The organism is Kribbella orskensis, from assembly GCF_004342085.1.
Classification (GTDB): Bacteria; Actinomycetota; Actinomycetes; order Propionibacteriales; family Kribbellaceae; genus Kribbella; species Kribbella orskensis.
The window spans coordinates 192,693-213,174 of the sequence record NZ_SLWM01000009.1 but is presented as its reverse complement, the minus strand read 5'-3'; the positions used below and the strand labels follow the sequence as shown (position 1 = coordinate 213,174).

Here is a 20,482-nt window from a genome sequence, read left to right as displayed (position 1 = left end):
CAGAAGTCCGTGCCATTCCCTCTCGACAGACCGGCCGCCGGGGGACCACTATGCAGCCATGCCCGATGCTGGACGACCCAAGTCACCGCTGAGCCTCTCGGCGGCTGAGCGCGCGGCGCTCAACCACCTCGCCACCGGGACCGCCGCGAGCCCGGCGATGCGCCAGCGCGCCCGGATCGTGCTCGTCTGCGCGGAGGGCCGGTCGAACAAGGACGTCGCCGACGCGCTGGCGGTCACCCCCGGCACGGTCGGCAAGTGGCGCCGCCGGTTCCTCCGGATGGGGATGGCAGGTCTCGACGACGGCATGCGCAGCGGCCGGCCTCGGATGGTCGACCGGGTCCGGCTCGGCGCGGTGACGGCCGGATCGATGGCCGGTTCCGGACAGGCCGCACAACCGACCGGCCGGTCGGCCGCCGACGGTTCCTCTGCCAGGCCGCGGGCGAGGTCCACCGACCAGGGGATCGGCGACGAGGCGGACGAACGGCTGCCGCCCACCCGTGAGGTGGCCGCGGCGTACGGCGTGTCCCAGTCGACCGTGGTCCGGCGGCGTCGCGAGGAGCGCCTCGGGTACCGCAGCGGCGGCGGCCTGGCGCTGCGGTCGACCCAGCCCGTCCCGGCCCAGACGACCGAGAACGAACTGCTCTCGGAGCGGGTCTACGAGGCGATCCGCGGCTGGATACTGTCCGGCGAGCTGGCCCCCGGGATGCGCGTGGTGGAGTCCGAGATCGCGCGGGTGCTCGGCACCAGCCAGACGCCCGCCCGGGAAGCGGTCCGGCGGCTCGCCCACGAGGGCCTGGTCACCTACCAGCCCCGGTTGGGCAACTTCGTCACCGAGATCTCGCAGGTGGAGGCGCGGGAGGCCCGCGAGGTTCGCGTGCTGCTGGAGTCCGCCGCCGCCCGGCGCGCGACCGGCCGCGTCCCCGAGCATGAACTGGACCTGCTGCGGACCGAGGTCCGGCTGATGACCGAGGCCGCCGAGCACCACGACATCGGCGCCTTCCGCGAGGCCGACCTGCGGTTCCACCGGCAGGTGCTGGCCACCAGCGGGAACTCGATGCTGCTCCGGGTCTGGCGAACGCTCGAGCCCGCGCTGTGGAGCCTGCAGGTGGTCTCGAACGCGATGTACGCCGGCGACTGGGGTCTGATGGCCCGCCGCCACCTGGACCTCGTCCTCGCCCTCGCGGGCAACGACCCCGAGGACGCTGTCCGGCTGTTCGCCGCCCATGCCAGGGGCGAGAGCTCGATCACCCGGCCGGCGGTGCGCCATGACTGAGACGCGTCCTCCCCCGCTCGACGCCCATGTCCATGTGTGGAACACCAGGCGCCGTCGGCTGCCCTGGCTGCCCAGCGGTCATCCGCTACGCCGCGACTACTCGCTGACGGATCTCGCCGAGGCCTCCGGTGGGGAGCTGCCGCAGACCATCCTGGTCCAGGCCGACGCGGATCCCGCCGAGGTCATCGAGCTGCTCGATCTCGCCGCCGCGACCCCGGCGGTCCTCGGGGTGGTCGGCTGGCTCGACCTTCTCGCCGACGACCTCGCCGACCAGTTGGCGGTTGTCGTCAAGCACGCGGAGAACGGCGGAGCACGGCTGGTGGGTATCCGCTGTCCGCCTGCTGACCAGACCGATCCGAACGCGCTCACCGACCCTGCGCTGGTCCGCGGCGTCCGCGCCGTGGCAGAAGCCGGGCTCGCAGTCGACCTGTTGCTCCGCCCGGCCGCGCTGATCGGAGCGGCCCGCCTGGCCGCCGCAGTACCTGAGGCAACGCTCGTGCTCGACCACCTCGGAAATCCCGCCACCGCCGACAACTCCTGGGTGACCGGGATGCGCGCTCTGGCCGAGGCACCAGGTGTCGCGGTCAAGCTCTCCGGCGTCACAGGTCACCTGCCGGCGCAGGACGCCGTCGACGTGTTCGGCGTGGCCCTCGACCTCTTCGGCAGCGACCGGCTGCTGTTCGGATCGGACTGGCCCGTCTGCACCCTGCGGACCACGCGCGCCGAGACGGTCCGCCGTACCACCGCTCTGCTTCCCGTCGCCGCACACAACGACGTGTTCCGCGGCACTGCCCAGCGCGTCTACCGGCTGGGCCGCTGAGACTCCCCCGCCCGCCCGACCCCAGGGAGAAGACCGCCCATGAACGAATACACCAGACGACAGGTCCTGCGGACCGCCGGCGCCGCCGCCGGCACCGCACTGGCCGCCGGCGCCCTGAGCGAGACCGCCACCGCCGAGGCAGCCGGTCCGACCGCCGACAGCACCGGCAGTGACACCAACCCCCTGAAACTGTGGTACCAGCAACCCGCCACCGAGTGGCTGCAGGCGCTTGCCATCGGCAACGGCCGGCTCGGCGCGATGGTCTACGGCGGCACCGCCACCGAGCGGTTGCAGCTGAACGAGGACTCGGTCTGGGCCGGCGGCCCGCACCAGTACGACGACCCGGTCGGCCGCGAGGTGCTGCCGGAGATCCGCCGGCTGATCGCCGAGGAGAAGTACCTCGACGCCCAGAACCTCGCCGACGAGCACTTCATGGGCCGCCCGACCGAGCAGATGCAGTACCAGCCGGTCGGTGATCTCGAGCTCACCTTCCCCGGGATCAGCGAGACCGGCGTCTCGGCGTACCGGCGCGAGCTCGACCTGACCACGGCGATCACGTCGGTGAGCTACGTGGCCGACGGGGTCCGCCACACCCGCGAGCTCTTCGTGAGCCATCCGGCTCAGGTGCTGGTGATGCGGCTGACGGCCGACCGGCCCGGCTCGATCTCGTTCGGCGCCACGTTCACCACGCCGCAGCAGGCGACGGTCGACCGCTCCGACGGCAGCACGCTCGCGCTGAACGGGATCAGCGGTGAGGCGGAAGGGCTCGCCGGCTCGGTGAAGTTCTGCGCCCTGCTCCGTGCAGTGGCGGAGGGCGGCGGCACGACCGTTGCCGACGGCAAGCTGACGGTGACGGGCGCCGACGCTGTCACCCTGCTGCTGTCGATCGGGACCAGCTACCGCAACTACCTCGACGTCAGCGACGACCAGGTCGCCAAGGCGTCCGCGCCGCTCACGGCGGCCGGCCAGGCGGGGTACGGGCAGCTCCGGCACGAACACGTCCAGGACTACCGCCGGCTGTTCGGGCGGCTGGACATCGACCTCGGCAGCTCGGACGCGATCGCCCTGCCGACCGACCAGCGGATCGTCGCCTTCCGCAACGGCGGTGACCCGCAGCTGGCCGCGCTGTACTACCAGTTCGGCCGCTACCTGCTGATCTCGAGCTCCCGGAGCCCGGGCCAGCCGGCCAACCTGCAGGGCATCTGGAGCTACAAGATGCTGCCCGAGTGGCAGTCGAAGTTCACCCTGAACATCAACTGCGAGATGAACTACTGGCCGGCCGGCCCGGCCAACCTGGCCGAGTGCTGGGACCCGCTGTTCCAGATGATCGGCGAGCTGGCCGAGTCGGGTGCCCGGACCGCGGCGCAGATGTACGACGCGCCCGGGTGGGTGGCCCACCACAACACCGACGGCTGGCGGGGCACCGCACCGGTCGACTTCGCGTACTACGGCGTCTGGCCGACCGGTGGCGCCTGGTTGTCGCTGCTGTTCTGGGAGCGCTTCGAGTACACCGGCGATCTCGAGATGCTGCGCCGGTACTACCCGGTGCTGCGTGGCTCGGTGGAGTTCTTCCTGGACCAGTTGCAGACCGACGCCGCGACGGGCTATCTGGTGACCAGCCCGTCGCACTCGCCGGAGCTCAAGCACCACGACTACGACAACGTCGGGGTCAGCATGTGCGCCGGCCCGACGATGGACGTCGAGATCCTGCACGACCTGTTCAAGGTGTTCGGCCAGGCGGCCGGGCTGCTCGGCGTGGACACCGAGATGGTGCGGCGCGCGGACGCGGCGCAGGCGAAGTTCCCGCCGATCCAGATCGGGTACCTCGGCCAGATCCAGGAGTGGCTGATCGACTGGGAGGAGGCGGCCACGGAGACCAGCCGGCACGTCTCCCACCTGTGGGCCGTGTTCCCGAGCGACCAGATCACCCCACGACGTACGCCGGAGCTGGCCGACGCGGCCCGCAAGTCCCTCGAACTGCGCGGCCCGGCGGTGACGGCCGGCTGGTCACTGGCGTGGAAGCTGAACCTGCGGGCGCGGCTGCTCGAGCCCGACAACGCCTACAAGCACCTGACCCAGCTGATCGCACCCGGCCGGACGGCGCCGAACCTGTTCGACCTGCACCCGCCGTTCCAGATCGACGGCAACTTCGGCGGCGTCTCCGGGCTCACCGAGATGCTCCTGCAGAGCCACTCCGGTGAGGTCGCGTTGCTGCCCTGCCTGCCGCCGGCCTTCGGTGAGGGGAGGATCAGGGGGCTGCGCGCTCGCGGCGGCTTCGAGGTCGAGCTGGCCTGGTCCGGCGGCAAGCTGACCAGTGCGCGCATCAAGTCCCTGCTCGGCAACCGGCTCCGGCTCCGCACCTCGGGCCGGGTCGACATCAAGTCCACCAAGGGCCCGGTCGCGTTCGCCCGCCCCGAGGACGGCGTGGTCGAGTTCCGCACCGCGGCCGGCGTCGAGTACCTGATCGAGCCGCGGGCATGACGATTGCTGACGGCAACGACTGGCAGCAGCCGGCCGGCGGGAGCACCCACTCCCGCCGGCCGGCGTCCGGCGTGGCGCCTGGCCCGCTGGGGCTGGGCACCGCCCCGCTGGCCGGGGACGAGCCGGACGACGAGGCGCGAGCGCGCGCGGCCGTCCAGACGGCCGTGCAGGCCGGGATCGACTACTTCGACACCGCTCCGCTGTATGGCGCCGGGGCGGCGGAGCGCAGGCTCGGCGCGGTGCTCGCCGAGCTGCCGAGGTCGTCGTACCGGGTGTCCACCAAGGCCGGCCGACGGGTGGTCGACGAGACCGCCCGGTTGGTCGAGTACGACTTCAGCCGGGACGGGATCGCCCGTTCCGTCGAGGACAGCCTGACCCGGCTCGGCCTGGACCACGTCGACCTGGTCCACCTGCACGACCCCGACCAGCACGAGCGGCAGGCGCTGGACGAGGCCTACCCGGTGCTCGACGGTCTCCGCCGCCAGGGCGTGATCGGTGGCATCGGCATCGGGATGAACAGCGCCGCGATGCCGGCCCGCTTCGTCCGCGACACCGACGTCGACGCGGTCCTGATCGCCGGTCGCTACACCCTGCTCGACCGGTCCGCCGCCGACGACCTGCTGGTGGCGGCCGCGCAGCGAGGGGTCGCCGTGATCGCGGGTGGTGTGTTCAACTCGGGCATCCTCGCCGACCCGGCCGCGCGGCCGACGTACGGCTACCGCCCGGCACCCGCCCGCATCGTCGCCACGGCCGGGCGGCTGGCCGCGGTCTGCACGGAGCACGGCGTGTCGCTGAAGGCCGCGGCGATGCGGTTCCCCGCCACCCACCCGGCAGTGACAAGTGTGTTGATCGGGTGCGCGACAGCCGCCGAGGTCAGCGAGAACGTCGGCCTCTGGCGGCAACCGCTGCCGGCCGGCCTGTGGGCGGCGCTCAGCGACACCGTGGCGGACGCCCTTGCCAGCCCGTCGGGGCCGGTTTATCGTGCAGTCGATTGAGGTGTGCAAACGTTCGCACACGCTCCGTTCGCACCCTGTCTGGTCAAGACTCACGAACCCGGTCCGCCCACCCGAAAGGTTCCCGTGATGCAGCCAGTTCGATGGACTCTTCCCCTGCTCGTCACCGTGCTCGCCGTCAGCACCGGTTCACTCGCCGCCGCTTCCGGCCGGGCCGCACCGGTCGAAAGTGCCACCACCGCGTGGCACGACGGTGCGCTGCGGACCGACCCCGCCGGCCTGGTGTCGCGCTCCGACCTGGTCCAGGAGGGACCGGCCTGGCGCGCGTACCAGGCGTTGCCGATCGGCAACGGAACGCTTGGTGCTGCCGTCTGGGCCGAGAAGGGATACAGCGCCCAGCTCAACCGGGTGGACACGTTCCCCGAGCTCAAGTCCGCCGGCCGGCTCGTCGTCCCCGGTCTCGACCCGCTCATGCGCGCCGCCGACTACTCCGGCCGGCTCGCCCTGTACGACGGTCAGGTGGTCCAGCGCGGCGGCGGGATGTCGGCCCGCTCGTACGTCCGCGCCGACGCCGACCAGTTCGTTCTCGAGGTGACCGGCGCCGATCCGGCCAAGGAGCAGACCGCCGACCTCAAGCTCTGGGACGGTCGTACGCCGAAAGCCGCCGCCGCGAAGGCAGTCGCCGCGCTCGCCGAGACCTTCCACGACACTGCCTCCGGCAGTACGACGGGGGCCGTGGCCGCGGTGACGGCCCGGGCACGCGACGTCTCGGCCGAGGTGGTCGACCCGCTGACCGTCCGGCTCACCTTCCGCCCGAACTCCGACGGCTCGTTCCGCCTCGTCGTCGCCGTCCCGGCGTACCAGGGCGGTGACGTCGCCGCAGCCGCGCAGAAGGCAGTGCGGGATGCCGACGACCCGCAGCCGGATCAGCGGCACACCGCGTGGTGGCACGCGTTCTGGGCCAAGGCCGCACCGCTGCGGATCACCTCCGCCGACGGCTCCGGCGAGTACGTCGAGAACCTGCGGACCCTGCAGCTGTACACGATGGCCGCGTCGATGAGGTCCGCCGTACCAAGCACGCACGGCGCGGTGGTCCGGATGTTCTCCTCGGCCAAGGACCAGGCCGACTGGGCCCAGGACTCGTACTGGCACTTCAACCTGCGGATGCTGGTGTCGGCCAACCTGGGCGCCGGTATCGCGGAGTTCAACGCGCCCTACTTCCGCTTCTACCTCGACCGGGCCGCCTTGATGAAGGAGTGGACCCGGACCCACTGGGTTGGCGCGAAGGGCACCTGCGTGCCCGAGTTCCTCCGGTACGACGGAACCGCCGACGGCTGCGACAACACCACCGAGCCCAGCTGGGTGAAGCGGATCCTCAGCAGCGGACCCGAACTGGTCAACAACATCTGGCAGCAGTACCGCTTCACCGGCGATCGCGGCCTGCTCGACCGGGCGTATCCGTTGATGCGTGACATCGCCGAGTTCCACCTGTCGGTGCTGAAACCGGGCGCCGACGGCTACCTCCATCTCGAGCACGTCAACGCGCTGGAGGTGCAGTGGGACACCACAGACCCGACGCCGGACCTGGCTGGGATGCGCGTGATCTTCCCGATCGTCGCCGATCTTGCCAACGCCCACCACGACCGTGCTCTGGCGATGCGGCTTCGCGAGGCGGTGACCAAGCTGCCGCCGTTCCGGACCGTCGAGCGCGGTGGCGAGCAGGTGCTGGCGTGGTCCGGCACCGACGAGGAGCCGCAGAACACCCAGAACCCCGAGCTGGAGGCGCTCTGGCCGTGGGGGCTGTTCGACGAGACGTCCGGCCTGCTGCAGGCGACGTACCGGCAGCGCGTCTACCCGCAGGACAAAGACTGGGGTATGGACAGCACCTGGGCCGCCCGGCTCGGCCAGGCTGATGAGGTCGAACGCCTGCTGCTGAAGGGCATCCAGGACTTCCAGATCTTCCCGAACGGCTTCACCGTGCACCGGACCGGACGCGAGGCTGTCCGGCAACAGAGCTTCTACAACGAGTGGGGCGGCGTCCTCACCACTGGTCTCCAGGAGGCGCTGGTCCAGGCGTACGACGGCGTGGTGCACGTCGCTCCGGCCTGGCCGGGTGACTGGGACGTCGCCGGCTCGGTCGAGATCGAAGGCGGTCACCGGATCAGCACCGAGGTCAAGGACGGCGTGCCGAGCGTGGTCGGTATCCAGGCCGGCAGCAAGGACTCGCTGCGCGTCCGCAACCCGTGGACGGGCCAGCAGGTCAGGGTCGTCGACGAGAACACTGGGCGGCCGGTGATCGCCCCGACCACGGACGAGGTCGTGACCGTGCCGCTGGTCCCGAATCACTCCTACGTCGTGGAGCGGGTCGCCGTACCGTTGACCTCGTTCGCGTTCGCACCGCTGACCGGCGAGCAGGCTGAGTCGGTGAAGACGGTCGGCACGCGGATGCTCGGCGTATCGAGGAGTGAGCCGCCGCTGCAGAGCGACCTGGTGACCGTGCGGACGCCGGACAAGCTGCAGAACCTGGTCAAGGCTCAGACCGGCGCGCCGATCTACGTCGACCGCAGCTACACAGTGACGGATCTGCCAGCTCAGCTGACTGGGCAGGCGCTGATCCCGGGCGCCAACGACGACTCCAAGAGCACAGCCGCGAGCTACCTCACCCTGGACGTGAGCCGCCCGGCCACCGTGTACGTCGCCTTCGACCCGCGCGGTGAGGGTGTCTGGTGGCCGCAGTGGCTGAGCTCGTTCACCCGGACCGGCGAGACGGTCGGCACGACCGACCAGCGGCTGGTGTTGTTCAAGCGAGAGGTGCCGGCCGGACAAGTCCAGCTCGGCGCCAACTCCGGCGTCGAGGACAAGGGCAACTCGACCTACATCACCTTCGTCACCCCGCGCTGAGCGGGCTGAACGTCACGGCGAAGGTCCGCGGCCTGGGAGCGAGCACGTACTGCGGCAACGCTCCCGGGCCGCACGACGCACTGCCCAGCCCGTTCTGGGCCAGGTCGAGGTTGAGGTAGACCCGATCTCGCGCCGTCAGGTCGCTGCGGTGCCGCGCGCGCTCGAGGTCCTCGGTCGTCCACCGCCGCGCCGTCAGCTGGAACACCGGCGCCCCGTCCACGCGTACTCCGTTGCCCTCGGCATCCGAGACTTCGGCCCACCGGACGTCGATCCGCGACCCGTTCTCCTGCGGGACGACGTACGGCGTCTGCAGCTCGTCCACAGTCGCGGAGTACCGCCCGATCCGCGCGGCCTGCCGACTGTCGGCGTACGCCTCAGCAGGCCCACCGCCGAACCAGCGCACCCGGTCGAGCGACCGCGGCAGAGCCATCCGCAGTCCCAACCGCGGCCAGCTCTCGCAGGCCGGTTTGATCGTCCCGCCGGGCCCGTCCCAGCCACCTTCGGGCTGCACGTCCACGGTGAGTGTCAGTCTCTCCCCCACCGCCGTCCACCGGTACGTCGCCCGCACGGCGAGCCCGAGTCCGTCCGGCGCCACCCGGCTCCGCACCACCAGTTCGGTCTCCTCCACCTCGACCGCCTCGACGCGATGCCCGAGCCGATCCAGTCCGGCAGCCCGCCACGCACTGACGGCAGCGTTGTTCCCACCCTGCCCGTTGTCGTTGTCAGTGGGCGCCCGCCACAGATCCAGCCGAGGCCCGTCTACCGGCAACCCATTGAGCTCCACCAACAAGCCGCTGCGCGGGTCGAACACGCCGGTCCCCAACACCACCCGCCCGTCCGCGCGACGGGCAGACCGCGCCGGGCGCTGAGTAGTGGGGGCAGACGAGCCTCGCGGGAGGCCATTGCTGGGCAGGGCGAACTGGGTCCACGCGATCTCGTGGCCGGCCGCCGCCCAGGGCTCGTCGTTGGCCAGGACCGCGCTGACTGTCAGCAGGCGTTCACCCGCACCGCCGGCCGGCGCTCCTGTGACCAGGGTTCCCGGGAGCGGCACCGTGGCCGACGCGCCTGCTGGAATGCTCGGCACCGTGAGTGTTCCGGCGGCTACCTGCTGACCTTCGAGCTCTTCGGTCCAGCCGAAGGTCAGGTGGTCCAGGGTCGCGAAGTCCTGCAGGTTCTCGATCCGGAGCGGATCCGGCCCGGTGATGCGGACCGGCTCGATCACCTTCTTGTACTCCGTCAGTCCGGGCGACGGCGTGCGGTCGGGGAAGAGCAGGCCGTCGATGCAGAAGTTCCCCCCGTGCACCTTCTCGCCGAAGTCGCCGCCGTAGACATGATCGGTGGCCCCGGGCAACAGGATGCCGTGGTCGATCCACTCCCAGACGAAGCCGCCCTGCAACCGTGGGTACCTCTCGAACACCCGCTGGTAGTCCGCCAGCCCACCCGGACCGTTGCCCATGGCATGCGCGTACTCGCAGAGCACGAACGGCAACGCCCGGCGGCGGGCCTCCAGCGGGGGATCGGCCGCGGTCTCCGCCGGCGCATCCTCGGTCCGGGTGCCGATCCGCTCCAGCTCGTCGATCGGCGTGTACATCAGGCTGTAGAAGTCGGAGAACTCGTAGCTGCGGTCCCGCTCGTAGAACAACGGCCGGCCCGGATCGCGCTGCCGCGTCCATTTCGCCAGCTCACCGAAGTTGCGGCCACGGTGGCTCTCGTTGCCCAGCGACCAGATGATCACGCTCGGATGGTTCTTGTCCCGCTCGACCATCCGCCGCATCCGGTCCAGCATCATCGGCGCCCAGTCCGGGTCGTCGGCCGGGTTGCCCTGCCAGTCGGTGTAGATGAACCCGTGCGTCTCCAGGTCGCACTCGTCGATCACCCACAGCCCGAGCTCGTCGCACAGCTCCAGGAACGCGGGATGCGGTGGGTAGTGCGCGGTCCGGACCGCGTTGATGTTGTGCTGCTTCATCAGCACCAGGTCCTGCCGCATGGTGTCCTCGCTGACGGCGCGGCCCCGGTACTGGTCGTGCTCGTGCCGGTTGACCCCACGGAAGAAGATCGGCCGGCCGTTCACGGTGAGCCGGCCGTCCTCGAGCGCGACGGTCCGGAAGCCGATGCGCAGCTCGACCGTCTCGCCGGGCGCCACCACCGTCGCGTCGTACAGCTTGGGGACCTCGGCCGACCACGGCTCGACGCCTGGAATCGTCACCGGCCCCCCTGCCGCGAGATCCAGGCCGAGCTCGGGCACCAGCACGCGCACGGCGTACGCCGGGTCGGTGGTGACGCCGTCCACCTGGAGCGTGCCCGCGCCGCTGACCTGGTCGAAGCCCGTGTGCACGAAGACGTCCTCGACGCCGCCGGCCGGACGGCTGCGCAGGGTCACGTCGCGGAAGATTCCTGGTAGCCACCACATGTCCTGGTCCTCCAGGTAGCTGCCCGAGGACCACTGGTGGACGCGGACCGCCAGCAGGTTCCGCCCCGGCCGCAGGTGGGCACCGGCCTCGAACTCGCTCGGCAACCGGCTGCCCTTGGACGTCCCGAGCTCGACGCCGTTCAGCCACACCTTGAAGCAGGAGTCGACACCTTCGAAGCGCAGTACCGCCCGCTCGCCAGGCCAGCTCGCCGGCAGGTCGAACCAGCGCCGATGGTCGCCGGTCGGGTTGGCGGCCGGCGGCCGCGGCGGGTCGATCGGGAACGGGAAGGCGGTGTTCGTGTACCGCGGCCGGTCGTGGCCCTGCAGCACCCAGTGCCCGGGCACGGCCAGCTCGTCCCAGTCGTCGTCGACCAGGTCCGATGACATCACGTCGGCGGGCGCCTCGGCCGGCCCCGGCGACAGCTTGAACCGCCAGCGCCCGTTCAGGCTGATCACCGGGGCGGACGAGCGCAACCAGGCCCGGGGCTCACGGCGACCGGTGCCCGGGACCAGATCCTCGAAGTACATCAGGCTTCCGCTCTCAGGACATGGACGTCCCGGGCCGCCAGGTGGATCGACTCACCGGGTGCCACCGGCGTCTTGCGCAGTACGTCGGTCGCCGCGATCGGCGCGGTCACGTCGACCGGGTCGCCGGACCAGTTGTGCAGGAACCAGAGCCGCCTGCCGACGGGATTCACTGCGGACAGCACCGTCACGGAGTCCGGGAGATCGCTCCACCGGACCAGCGCGGATCCGGCCGCGAAACCGGCGATCGAGGCGGCCAGAACGGGGTTCGGCACGGTTCCGACGTACGTCACCCGGCCACTGCCGTACCGCTTGGTGGTGACGATCGGACGGCGTCCACCACCTGGATGGTCGTACCAGGCCATCGCCTCCGCGTCTTCCACGAACAGATCGTCGGCCCAGCGCGTCGCCTCCGCGCCAGGCGCGACCTCGGTGCCCTGGACCGGCAGCGGGTGGAGCAGGTTCTCGTACTCCACGTAGTGGACGCCCGCCGCCTCCCGGAGTCGCGCCGGCGCGACTTCGGTCCGCGCTCGCGCCTCCGGATCGGCGTACCCGGTGCGCGGGCCGACGACGAGGTGACCACCCGCCCGTGCGTACTCCGCCAGCAGGTCGAGCTCGTCGTCGGAGGCGATGTAGAAGGCGGGCGCGACCAGGACGGGCAGCCGGGCGGCGAGCGCGGCGGGGTCGCCGAGATGCTCGGCCGGCAGGATCCCCGGCCGCAGCCCCGCGTCGACCACGCCGGCGTAGAACGCGGTGACGATCGAGCGGTACGACGCCGGGTCCGGGGTGCCGCCGGGATGCGCCAGCGGCGGCTGGAACTGCAACGCCCAGTCGCTCTGGGTCGACCAGAGCACCGCCACGTCCACATCCGGCCGCAGCTCGGCGACCTCCGCACCGGCCTGCTCGAGCTCGGCACCGATCGCAGCGATCTCGCGGTACACCCGGCCCGGCTGCAGCGCGTGCCCGAGGATCCCGCCCCAGAACGTCTCCGCGCCGTGGTGGATCGAGTGCCAGTGCCAGTACTGGATCATCCGCGCGCCCCGGGACACCAGGGCCCAGGCGAGTTGCCGAAGCTGCCCGTCGTACGGCGGGTGGTTGAGCTGGGAGCCGCCGATCGACGTCGCATTGGTCTCGGTGACGAGGAACGGCTCGTGCCGTGAGCCGTAGATGCGGTCCGCGGACAGGTACAGCTCGGCGACGCTGCGACCGAACCAGCCCGGCTCGAACCGCTGCGGTCCGGGAGGCCGGTCCAACCCGTCCTGGACGTGGACGTAGACGTTGCCTGCCGCAACATCGAGCCGCCCGGTCAGCGGGACGTCGGCCACCGCGGCCCGGCCGTACGCCAGACACGTCGTGACGAATTGCCCCGGCCGCCGCAACTCCCGGACGAGGTCGGCCTGCCAGCCGATGAAGTCCGTGGTCCGGCTCGCCTGGAACCGCCGCCACGCCAGGTCGTACGACGGGGTGCTGTTGCCGTCCGGCCGCCAGAGCTCCGTCCAGTCGCTCAGCCGGTGCGACCAGTACGTGAGTCCCCAGGCCTCGTTGAGTGTCTCGACATCGCCGTACTCCGCGCGCAGCCCGGCCACGAACGCCTGGAACGTGCTCTCGTTGTGCGGCAGCAGCAACCCTGGCTCGTTGTCGACCTGGTAGCCGATCACCGCCGGGTGATCGCGATGGTGCTCGACGATCCGGCGGATCACCCGCTCGGCGTGGAAGAGGAACGCAGGCTGCTGATAGTCGACCTCCTGGCGTACTCCCCACGGCACCCGCTCACCTGTCCGGCGCTCGGCCGCGATCTCCGGGTGGGCACGCTGCAACCACGGCGGTACGGCGTAAGTCGGGGTCCCGAGGAGGACGCCGACGCCGCGCTCGGCGGCACCGTCGAGCACCGGCCGCAGCCAGTCCAGGTCGAAGACGCCGTCGCGCGGCTCCCAGGTCGACCAGACCGACTCGCCCACCCTGATCGCGGTCATCCCCGCCGCGGCCATCAGGTCCAGATCGGTGTCGATCCGGCCGGCCAGCGCGCGGGGCAGGTATTCGGGGTAGTACGCCGTCCCCAGCAGAACCCGTGACGGCAGCATGCCCCGAACCTAACCCATCGGGCCCCTGGGGTCACCGGGCTGTCCGCATGGTGAGGTCGCGTGCAAACGTTTGTTGACAGGGTTTCCACGCTCCCGCGAGCAGCTCGGTCACCCGCCGGCGCACGACCGGCTCAGTGCGCGCGGATGCGGACCCGTCGGCGGGCCGGTCCGGTGCTCGCCCGGACCACCAGCACGGGCGCGAGCAGATCGGGCCTCGGCCACTCCTCGCCGGCCAGCCGCCCGGCCAGTTGCCGCCAGGCGAGCTCGCCCAGCCGCGCCCGCTCGTTGCGCAACGAGGTGAGCGGCGGCCGCGAGTACGCCGCGATCGGGATGTCGTCGTACGACGTCACCGACAGTTCGGCCGGCACCTCGACGCCGTTGTCGTGCAACCAGCTGAGCAAGCCGACGCCGACCAGGTCGTTGAAGGTGATGACCGCGGTCGCCCGGCTGCGCAGTACGGTCGGGCCGGCCCCGTAGCCGTGATGACCGGACCAGCCGCCGTCGATCTCGTCCAGCGTGACGTCCAGCGAGCGCGCCGTGCGTCGCAGCGTCCGCCGGCGCTCGGCGTCGGACCAGGACGCGGCCGGACCACCGACGTACAGGACCCGGCGGTGGCCGAGTCCGGTCAGGTGCTCGAGCAGCAACCGGCTGGCGGCGCGGTAGTCGATCGCGACCACCCCCGCATTCTTCACCGTGCGGTTGATGCACACCACCGGCACGGGCAGCGCGAGGGCCCTGTCCAGACCCGCACGGGTGAGCCGTGAACTGCACAGGACCAGCGCGCCGGAATGGTCCGCCAGCTCCTCGACCAGCCGCAGCTCCTCGGCGGGATCCTCGCCACTCTCGCCGATCAGCAGCCGATGACCGTCCGCACGGGCGGCGGCGCCGAGTCCCTTGAGCACCTCGGAGAAGAACGGGTTCGCGAGGTCGGGCACGGTGACCCCGACGGTGCGGGGACGGCCGAGCTTGAACTCCTGCGCCCGCCGGTCGGCGCGGTAGCCGAGCTCGTCGGCCACCGCCCGGACGTGCGCCACCACCTGCGGGGAGATCCGGTCGGAGCCGTTCAGCGCCCGGGACACGGTCGAGACCGACGTGCCCGCCGCGCGTGCCACGTCGATCAGCCGGACCCGTCCACGCTCCGCCACCGTCACCTCTCGCCCGTTCCGGGGCGGGGTGCCGTCACCCCACCCGGGTGTCGCCGATCCGCACGTTCCGGATCTTCACGTCGTCGGCGTACTGTACGACAGCTTCCGCCTCGACGACGCCGAAACGACTGTTCGTGACCGCCACCGAGCGGATCGGCATCGTCTCCGCGCCGACGATCCGGTACGCCCGCTCCGCCCGGGCGACCCAGATCCGGTCGAACCGGATGTCGCAAACCTCGGGGAACAGCGACTGGTCCCCGCCGCCCTGGTAGCTGAAGGTGATCTCCAGCGGACGGTAGGTCCAGGCCTGGCAGTCGACGTCGCGCACGTCGATGTTGCGGACGTACCCGCCGCGGGTGGAGGTCGACTTCACGCACAGCACCCACTGCTGGAACGCCTCGTCGGCGGCCGGGTCGGCCGGCATCCGCAGCCGGCGCACGAAGACGTCCTCGATCCCGCCGCTCAGCTCGCTGCCGATCGCCACCGCGGCGCCACCGCTCAGGAACGTGCAGTCCTCGATGATGATGCCGCGCGACGGCAGGCCGAGCCGGCGTCCGTCCGCGTCCCGGCCGGACTTGACCGCGATGCAGTCGTCGTGGGTCTCGAACGTGCAGCCCCGGATCAGGACATCGGTACACGACTCGGGGTTGCAGCCGTCGCCGTTCGGTCCGAGGTTGTGCACCCGGACGTCCTTCACCGTGACGTTGTGGCACTCCAGTGGGTGGATCGTCCACATCGGCGAGTTCCGCACGGTGACGCCCTCGATGAGCACGTTGCGGCAGCGGAACGGCTGGATGAAGCTGGGCCGCAGGTAGTGCCCCTCGCCGAACACCCGCTGCTCCAGCGGGACCTGCTCGTTGTTCATCCGCTCCAGCTCGCCCCAGTCGGCGCGCTGGTTCGGCAGTCCCTTGTGCCAACCGTACTGGCCACTGCCGATCAGGTACCACCAGTGCTCGTTGTCGCCGGCGCCGTCGAGCACACCCGAGCCGGTGATCGCGATGTCGGTCTGGTCCTCGGCCCGGATCAGCGAGGAGAAGTTGTAGACCTCCACGCTCTGCCAGCGGGTGCGGACCACCGGCAGGTAGTCGACCGGGTCGGTGCTGAACCGCAGTGTCGACCCCTCTTGCAGATGCAGGTCGACGTGGCTGAGCAGGTGGATCGCGCCGGTCTGCCAGACCCCCGGCGGTACCACCACGTGTCCGCCGCCCGCCGCGTGGCACGCCCTGATCGCCTGCGCGATTCCCTCGCCTGCGTGGTCCGGGGTCGCGCCGTACTCGGTGATCGGGAACCACCGGTCCGGGAACCGTGGCGGCCGGATCCGGGACCGGACCGACTGCTCCCGGTCGCTCAGCGCGGCGGCGGGCGCCGGCGTCAGCAGGTCGGATCCGATGCCGGTGGCAACCAGTCCGGAAAGACCGAGGCCGAGGATCCGGCGGCGGCTGGGATTCATGGGCGGAACCTTTCGACGGGTAAACCTTTGCACGCAAGTATCCAAGAGATTCCGGACCGGTCAAGACTTCGTCGCAACGAGCCGTTGACACACCGCACGGCCCGGTGCACGATCTTGTGCAATCGTTTGCACTGTTGCCGTCCGAACGGAGCACAGCCATGAGCCAGGAACCCCGCCAGGCACCCGGTCCCGACGACGGAGACCGCACGGTGGGAGACCCGTGCTACGGCCGCCGGGGCTTCCTGGTGGCGGGCAGCGCGGTGGCGGCAGGTCTGTTCTTCAGCGGCGGCACCGCCCCGGCCGCCGCCGTCGAAGCGGGCGAACCGGCCGGATCCGCTGCCGCCGCGGAGAAGGCGGCGGACGACCAGGTCGCGCGGATCCTGCGGCGCATCCGGGCGCCGCGGTTCCCGGACAGATGGTTCGACATCACCCGGTACGGCGCGGTCGGCGACGACGCGACCGACTGCACGGCCGCGATCCGGGCCGCGATCCGGGCGTGCCACGAGGCCGGAGGCGGTCACGTCCTCGTCCCCGCCGGCGACTTCCGGACCGGCGCGATCCACCTGCTCAGCGGCGTGGACCTGCACCTGGCCGAAGGCTCCAGGCTGGCGTTCAGCCAGGATCCGGCGGCCTACCTCCCGGTGGTGCCGACCCGGTACGAGGGCACCGAGTGCTACAACTACTCGGCCCTGGTGTACGCCTACCGGCAGCGCGACATCGCGGTCACCGGCGCCGGTGTGCTGGACGGCCGCGCCGACGCCACCCACTGGTGGGACTGGACCGGCGGCCCACCGCCCAACGAGAGCCCGGACAAGACGCTGCTGCTGACGATGGCGGCGGACGGCGTACCGGTCGAGCAGCGGGTGTTCGGCGCCGGGCACTACCTGCGGCCGAACCTGCTCCAGTTCAACCGGTGCGAGAACGTCCTGCTCGACGGCATCACGGTCAAGGACTCGCCGATGTGGAACATCCATCCGGTGCTGTGCCGCAACGTCACCGTGCGCCGCGTGGTCGTGGACAGCCCGCACGGACCGAACAACGACGGCATCGACCCGGAGTCCTGCACCGACGTCCTGATCGAGGGCTGCACGATCTCCACCGGCGACGACTGCATCGCCTTCAAGGCCGGCAAGGACGCCGACGGCCGGCGGGTGAACGTCCCCACCCGGTACGCCGTCGTCCGCGACTGTGAGATGGCCGACGGGAACGGCGGTGTCACCATCGGCAGTGAGACCACCGGCGGGGTCTCCGACGTCTTCGTCCGGGACTGCCGGATGAGCAGCCCGCGGCTGGAACGGGCGATCCGGATCAAGAGCAACCCGCAGCGCGGCGGCACGATCGCGAACTTCGACGTCCGCCGGGTGACCGTGGGCCAGGCCGCCGACTCCGTGGTGGAGATCGTCCTCAACTACGCGAACGTCACCGCCGGCGACTTCCCGCCGGACCTGCACGGCATCACCATCAGCCACCTGACCGCCGCCGGCGCCCCGCGCGCCCTGAACCTGCTCGGCCTGGCCACCGACCCGCTCCGCGACATCCGGCTGCACGCCTGCCGGTTAGACGGGATGGAGGAGGAGAACTCGATCCAGTACGTCGAACGGCTGCGCCTCGACCAGGTCTGGATCAACGGCGTCCGGGTCGACAACTGACCGCCCCGACCACACGAGGAGAACACGTGGTGCAAGACAAGTTCAGTCGCAAGAACTTCCTCCGGATGACTGCCGGCGCTGCCCTGCTGCCGACCGCGGCCGCCCTCACCGCCGGCCAGGCCGCCGCCGCTGCGGCCGGTACTCCGGACGCCACCGCGCCGCTCGGCCCGGACGGCCATGGCGGCCCCGGCTGGGGGCACGTCGGCGAGATCCTGCGGGAGACCCGGCCGCCCAGGTTCCACGACCGCGACTTCCCGATCACGGCGTACGGCGCGGTCGGCGACGGCAGCACCGATGCGACGGCCGCGATCCGGGCCGCGATCGAAGCCTGCCACCTAGCCGGCGGTGGCCGGGTGGTGGTTCCCGCCGGGACGTTCCTCACCGGCGCGATCCACCTGCGGTCGAACGTGAACCTGCACGTGTCCGAGGGCGCGACCTTGCTCTTCAGCACCGACCCGGCGCAGTACCTGCCGGTGGTCCTCACCCGCTTCGAGGGCATGGAACTGATGAACTACTCGCCGCTCATCTACGCCCGCGACTGCGACAACATCGCCGTCACCGGCACCGGCACCCTCGACGGGCAGGCGACCTGGGAGACCTGGTGGTCCTGGGTCGGCCCGTCCGGTCCGGACGCGCAGGCACTGACCGACCTGGCCGACCGCGGCGTCCCGGTGCCCGAGCGGATCTTCGGCGCCGGTCACTTCCTGCGGGCCGCGTTCATCGAGACCTACCACTGCCGCAACGTGCTGATCGACGGCGTGACCCTGCTCCGGTCACCGTTCTGGGAGATCCACCCGGTGCTGTCGCGCAACGTCACGGTGCAGAACGTGCATATCGACAGCCGCGGCCCGAACAACGACGGAGTGGACCCCGAGTGCTCGCAGTACGTGGTGATCCGCAACTGCACCTTCGACGTCGGCGACGACTGCATCGCGATCAAGTCCGGCCGCGGGACCGACGGGCTGCGGGTGAACGTGCCGTCGGAGAACATCCTGATCGAGGACTGCACGATGAACATCCGCTACGGCGCGATCACGATCGGCAGCGAGATGACCGGTGGGGTCCGGAACGTGTTCGTGCGCAACTGCCGGATCGGCAGCGGGTACCAGTACTTCGGCCTCTACATCAAGACGAACTCGGTCCGCGGTGGCTACGCCGAGAACGTGTACCTCAAGGACATCGAGATCTCCAACCTCACCAAGGAGGTCGTGTCCTGCAACTTCTACCGCGGTGAGGGCGACACCGGTCCGCTCACACCGCGGGTCCGCAACGTCGAACTGCGCAACATCACCGTCGGCCACGCCCGCAACGCCTTCTCGATGACCGGGTACCCCCGGTTGCCGATCCAGGACTTCCGGCTGATCGACTGCACCTTCACGAGCATCGACGCGGCCAGCACGATCCAGGACGTCGACCTGTCGTTCGAGAACTTCTTCGTCAACGGGCAGCCGATCACCGATCCGGCCCAGCTGCTCTGATGCCGGCGGCAACCAGCGGGTGGGACGACGTCGACCGGATCCTGGCCGATATCCGACCGCCGGTCTTCCCCGACCGGAACTACCCGATCACGGCGTACAGCGCGATCGGCGACGGGACGACCGACAGCACCAAGGCGATCCGCGCGGCGGTGGACGAGTGCTCCGCGGCCGGCGGGGGCCGGGTGGTGGTGCCGCCGGGGACCTTCCTGACCGGTGCCGTGCACCTGCGGTCCGGGGTCAACCTGCACGTGTCCGAAGGGGCGACGCTCCTCTTCAGCACGGACCCGGCGGACTACCTGCCCGTCGTCCAGACGCGGTACGAGGGCGTGGAGGTGCTGAACTACTCGCCGATGATCTACGCGAACGGCTGCACCGGCATCGCCGTGACCGGGGCCGGCACCCTCGACGGTGGCGCGGACTGGGACAGTTGGTGGGGCTGGTTCCACCGATGCGACGACGACTTCGCGATGCTGCGGCAGCAGGGAGCGGACGGTGTACCGGTGGCGGAGCGGGTGTACGGACCCGGTTACCACCTTCGGTCGAGCTTCATCCAGCCGTACGACTGCGAGGGCGTGCTGATCGAGGGCGTGACGATCGTCCGGTCGCCGTTCTGGGAGATCCACCCGGTGCTGTGCCGCAACGTCACCGTGCAGGACGTCACCATCGACACCGAGGGCCCGAACAACGACGGCGTCGACGTCGAGTCCTGCCGGTCGGTGGTGATCCGCGGCTGCACCATCACCGCCGGCGACGACTGCATCGCGATCAAGTCCGGCCGCGAGGCGGACGGTCTGCGGGTCGGTGTGCCGTCGGAGGACATCCTGATCGAGAGGTGCACGCTGACGGTCAAGTACGGCGCGATCACCGTCGGCTCCGACATGACCGGTGGTGTCCGCAACCTCTTCGTCCGCGAGTGTGCCATCGGCAGCGACGCCTGTACTTCGGCCTGTACCTCAAGACGAACTCGATCCGCGGCGGCTTCGCCGAGAACATCTACCTGAAGGACCTGACGATCTCCGACCTCGGCAAGGAGGTCGTCCAGTGCAACTTCCACCGCGGCGAAGGTGACACCGGGCCGCTCACCCCGATCGTCCGCAACGTCGAGCTCCGCAACGTCACCGTCGGCCGGGCCCGCAACGTCCTGCACGTCCGCGGCTACGAACGCTCCCCGGTCCAGGACCTCCGGCTGATCGACTGCACGTTCACCGCCGTCGACTCCCCCAGCACCATCGAGCACGCCGAGCTCACCCTCCACAACGTGACCGTGAACGGCCACGCCGTCACCACCCCCGCCGACCTCCTCTGAGGCCGAACAC

At 70.8% G+C, this 20,482-nt stretch carries 13 protein-coding genes; 9 read left to right on the top strand and 4 right to left on the bottom strand.

What is annotated here, in order from left to right:
• Positions 1–58: 58 nt before the first annotated feature.
• The 5 genes from EV644_RS24395 (at position 59) to EV644_RS24375 (ending at position 8,428) form a co-directional block, all read left to right on the top strand.
• On the top strand, positions 59–1,273 hold the full coding sequence (locus EV644_RS24395; RefSeq protein WP_132190934.1) for a GntR family transcriptional regulator: 1,215 nt from the start codon (positions 59–61) through the stop codon (positions 1,271–1,273).
• Complete coding sequence (locus EV644_RS24390; RefSeq protein ID WP_158292916.1) at positions 1,266–2,093, top strand: amidohydrolase family protein; 828 nt, start codon at positions 1,266–1,268, stop codon at positions 2,091–2,093. Before EV644_RS24395 ends, EV644_RS24390 begins: the two co-directional genes overlap by 8 nt.
• Before the next feature lie 39 nt (positions 2,094–2,132).
• Positions 2,133–4,574: a glycoside hydrolase family 95 protein gene (locus EV644_RS24385; RefSeq protein WP_132190936.1), complete on the top strand. Its 2,442-nt coding sequence runs from the start codon at positions 2,133–2,135 to the stop codon at positions 4,572–4,574.
• Positions 4,571–5,569, top strand: a complete 999-nt coding sequence (locus tag EV644_RS24380; protein WP_132190937.1) for an aldo/keto reductase — start codon at positions 4,571–4,573, stop codon at positions 5,567–5,569. The genes EV644_RS24385 and EV644_RS24380 overlap by 4 nt, the downstream gene beginning before the upstream one ends.
• A gap of 87 nt (positions 5,570–5,656) precedes the next feature.
• On the top strand, positions 5,657–8,428 hold the full coding sequence (locus EV644_RS24375) for a glycosyl hydrolase family 95 catalytic domain-containing protein (protein WP_132190938.1): 2,772 nt from the start codon (positions 5,657–5,659) through the stop codon (positions 8,426–8,428).
• Here EV644_RS24375 and EV644_RS24370 read toward each other — a convergent pair.
• The 4 genes from EV644_RS24370 to EV644_RS24355 all read right to left on the bottom strand — a co-directional run bounded on the left by EV644_RS24370 (position 8,415) and on the right by EV644_RS24355 (position 16,039).
• Entirely contained in the window at positions 8,415–11,366 is a 2,952-nt protein-coding gene (locus tag EV644_RS24370) for a glycoside hydrolase family 2 TIM barrel-domain containing protein (RefSeq protein ID WP_132190939.1), read from the bottom strand. The genes EV644_RS24375 and EV644_RS24370 overlap by 14 nt on opposite strands.
• On the bottom strand, positions 11,366–13,444 hold the full coding sequence (locus tag EV644_RS24365) for a beta-galactosidase (protein ID WP_132190940.1): 2,079 nt from the start codon (positions 13,442–13,444) through the stop codon (positions 11,366–11,368). Before EV644_RS24365 ends, EV644_RS24370 begins: the two co-directional genes overlap by 1 nt.
• A 131-nt stretch (positions 13,445–13,575) precedes the next feature.
• Positions 13,576–14,589 carry a LacI family DNA-binding transcriptional regulator gene (locus EV644_RS24360; protein WP_158292915.1) on the bottom strand — a complete coding sequence of 338 codons (1,014 nt, stop codon included), beginning with the start codon at positions 14,587–14,589 and terminating at the stop codon, positions 13,576–13,578.
• Between the two features lie 34 nt (positions 14,590–14,623).
• Positions 14,624–16,039, bottom strand: coding sequence for a glycoside hydrolase family 28 protein (locus EV644_RS24355; RefSeq protein WP_132190942.1), 1,416 nt, complete (start codon positions 16,037–16,039; stop codon positions 14,624–14,626).
• 158 nt (positions 16,040–16,197) lie between these two features.
• Between EV644_RS24355 and EV644_RS24350 the strand changes: the two genes are divergently transcribed.
• The 4 genes from EV644_RS24350 to EV644_RS24335 are packed head-to-tail and all read left to right on the top strand — an operon-like array spanning position 16,198 to position 20,472.
• Complete coding sequence (locus EV644_RS24350) at positions 16,198–17,688, top strand: glycoside hydrolase family 28 protein (RefSeq protein WP_132190943.1); 1,491 nt, start codon at positions 16,198–16,200, stop codon at positions 17,686–17,688.
• 26 nt (positions 17,689–17,714) lie between these two features.
• The gene (locus tag EV644_RS24345) at positions 17,715–19,166 is read left to right on the top strand and encodes a glycoside hydrolase family 28 protein (RefSeq protein ID WP_241998682.1); all 1,452 of its coding nucleotides are present in this window, start codon (positions 17,715–17,717) and stop codon (positions 19,164–19,166) included.
• Positions 19,166–20,167, top strand: a complete 1,002-nt coding sequence (locus EV644_RS24340) for a glycoside hydrolase family 28 protein (RefSeq protein WP_132190944.1) — start codon at positions 19,166–19,168, stop codon at positions 20,165–20,167. Before EV644_RS24345 ends, EV644_RS24340 begins: the two co-directional genes overlap by 1 nt.
• Positions 20,080–20,472, top strand: a complete 393-nt coding sequence (locus tag EV644_RS24335; protein ID WP_132190945.1) for a glycoside hydrolase family protein — start codon at positions 20,080–20,082, stop codon at positions 20,470–20,472. The genes EV644_RS24340 and EV644_RS24335 overlap by 88 nt, the downstream gene beginning before the upstream one ends.
• Positions 20,473–20,482: the final 10 nt, after the last annotated feature.

Excerpts from the sequence above, each read along its gene's own strand:
- EV644_RS24370 (WP_132190939.1), bottom strand. The coding sequence starts at position 11,366 with ATGTACTTCGAGGATCTGGTCCCGGGCACCGGTCGCCGTGAGCCCCGG.
- EV644_RS24390 (WP_158292916.1), top strand. The coding sequence starts at position 1,266 with ATGACTGAGACGCGTCCTCCCCCGCTCGACGCCCATGTCCATGTGTGG.
- EV644_RS24380 (WP_132190937.1), top strand. The coding sequence starts at position 4,571 with ATGACGATTGCTGACGGCAACGACTGGCAGCAGCCGGCCGGCGGGAGC.
- EV644_RS24395 (WP_132190934.1), top strand. The coding sequence starts at position 59 with ATGCCCGATGCTGGACGACCCAAGTCACCGCTGAGCCTCTCGGCGGCT.
- EV644_RS24340 (WP_132190944.1), top strand. The coding sequence starts at position 19,166 with ATGCCGGCGGCAACCAGCGGGTGGGACGACGTCGACCGGATCCTGGCC.
- EV644_RS24365 (WP_132190940.1), bottom strand. The coding sequence starts at position 13,444 with ATGCTGCCGTCACGGGTTCTGCTGGGGACGGCGTACTACCCCGAATAC.
- EV644_RS24355 (WP_132190942.1), bottom strand. The coding sequence starts at position 16,039 with ATGAATCCCAGCCGCCGCCGGATCCTCGGCCTCGGTCTTTCCGGACTG.
- EV644_RS24375 (WP_132190938.1), top strand. The coding sequence starts at position 5,657 with ATGCAGCCAGTTCGATGGACTCTTCCCCTGCTCGTCACCGTGCTCGCC.
- EV644_RS24385 (WP_132190936.1), top strand. The coding sequence starts at position 2,133 with ATGAACGAATACACCAGACGACAGGTCCTGCGGACCGCCGGCGCCGCC.
- EV644_RS24350 (WP_132190943.1), top strand. The coding sequence starts at position 16,198 with ATGAGCCAGGAACCCCGCCAGGCACCCGGTCCCGACGACGGAGACCGC.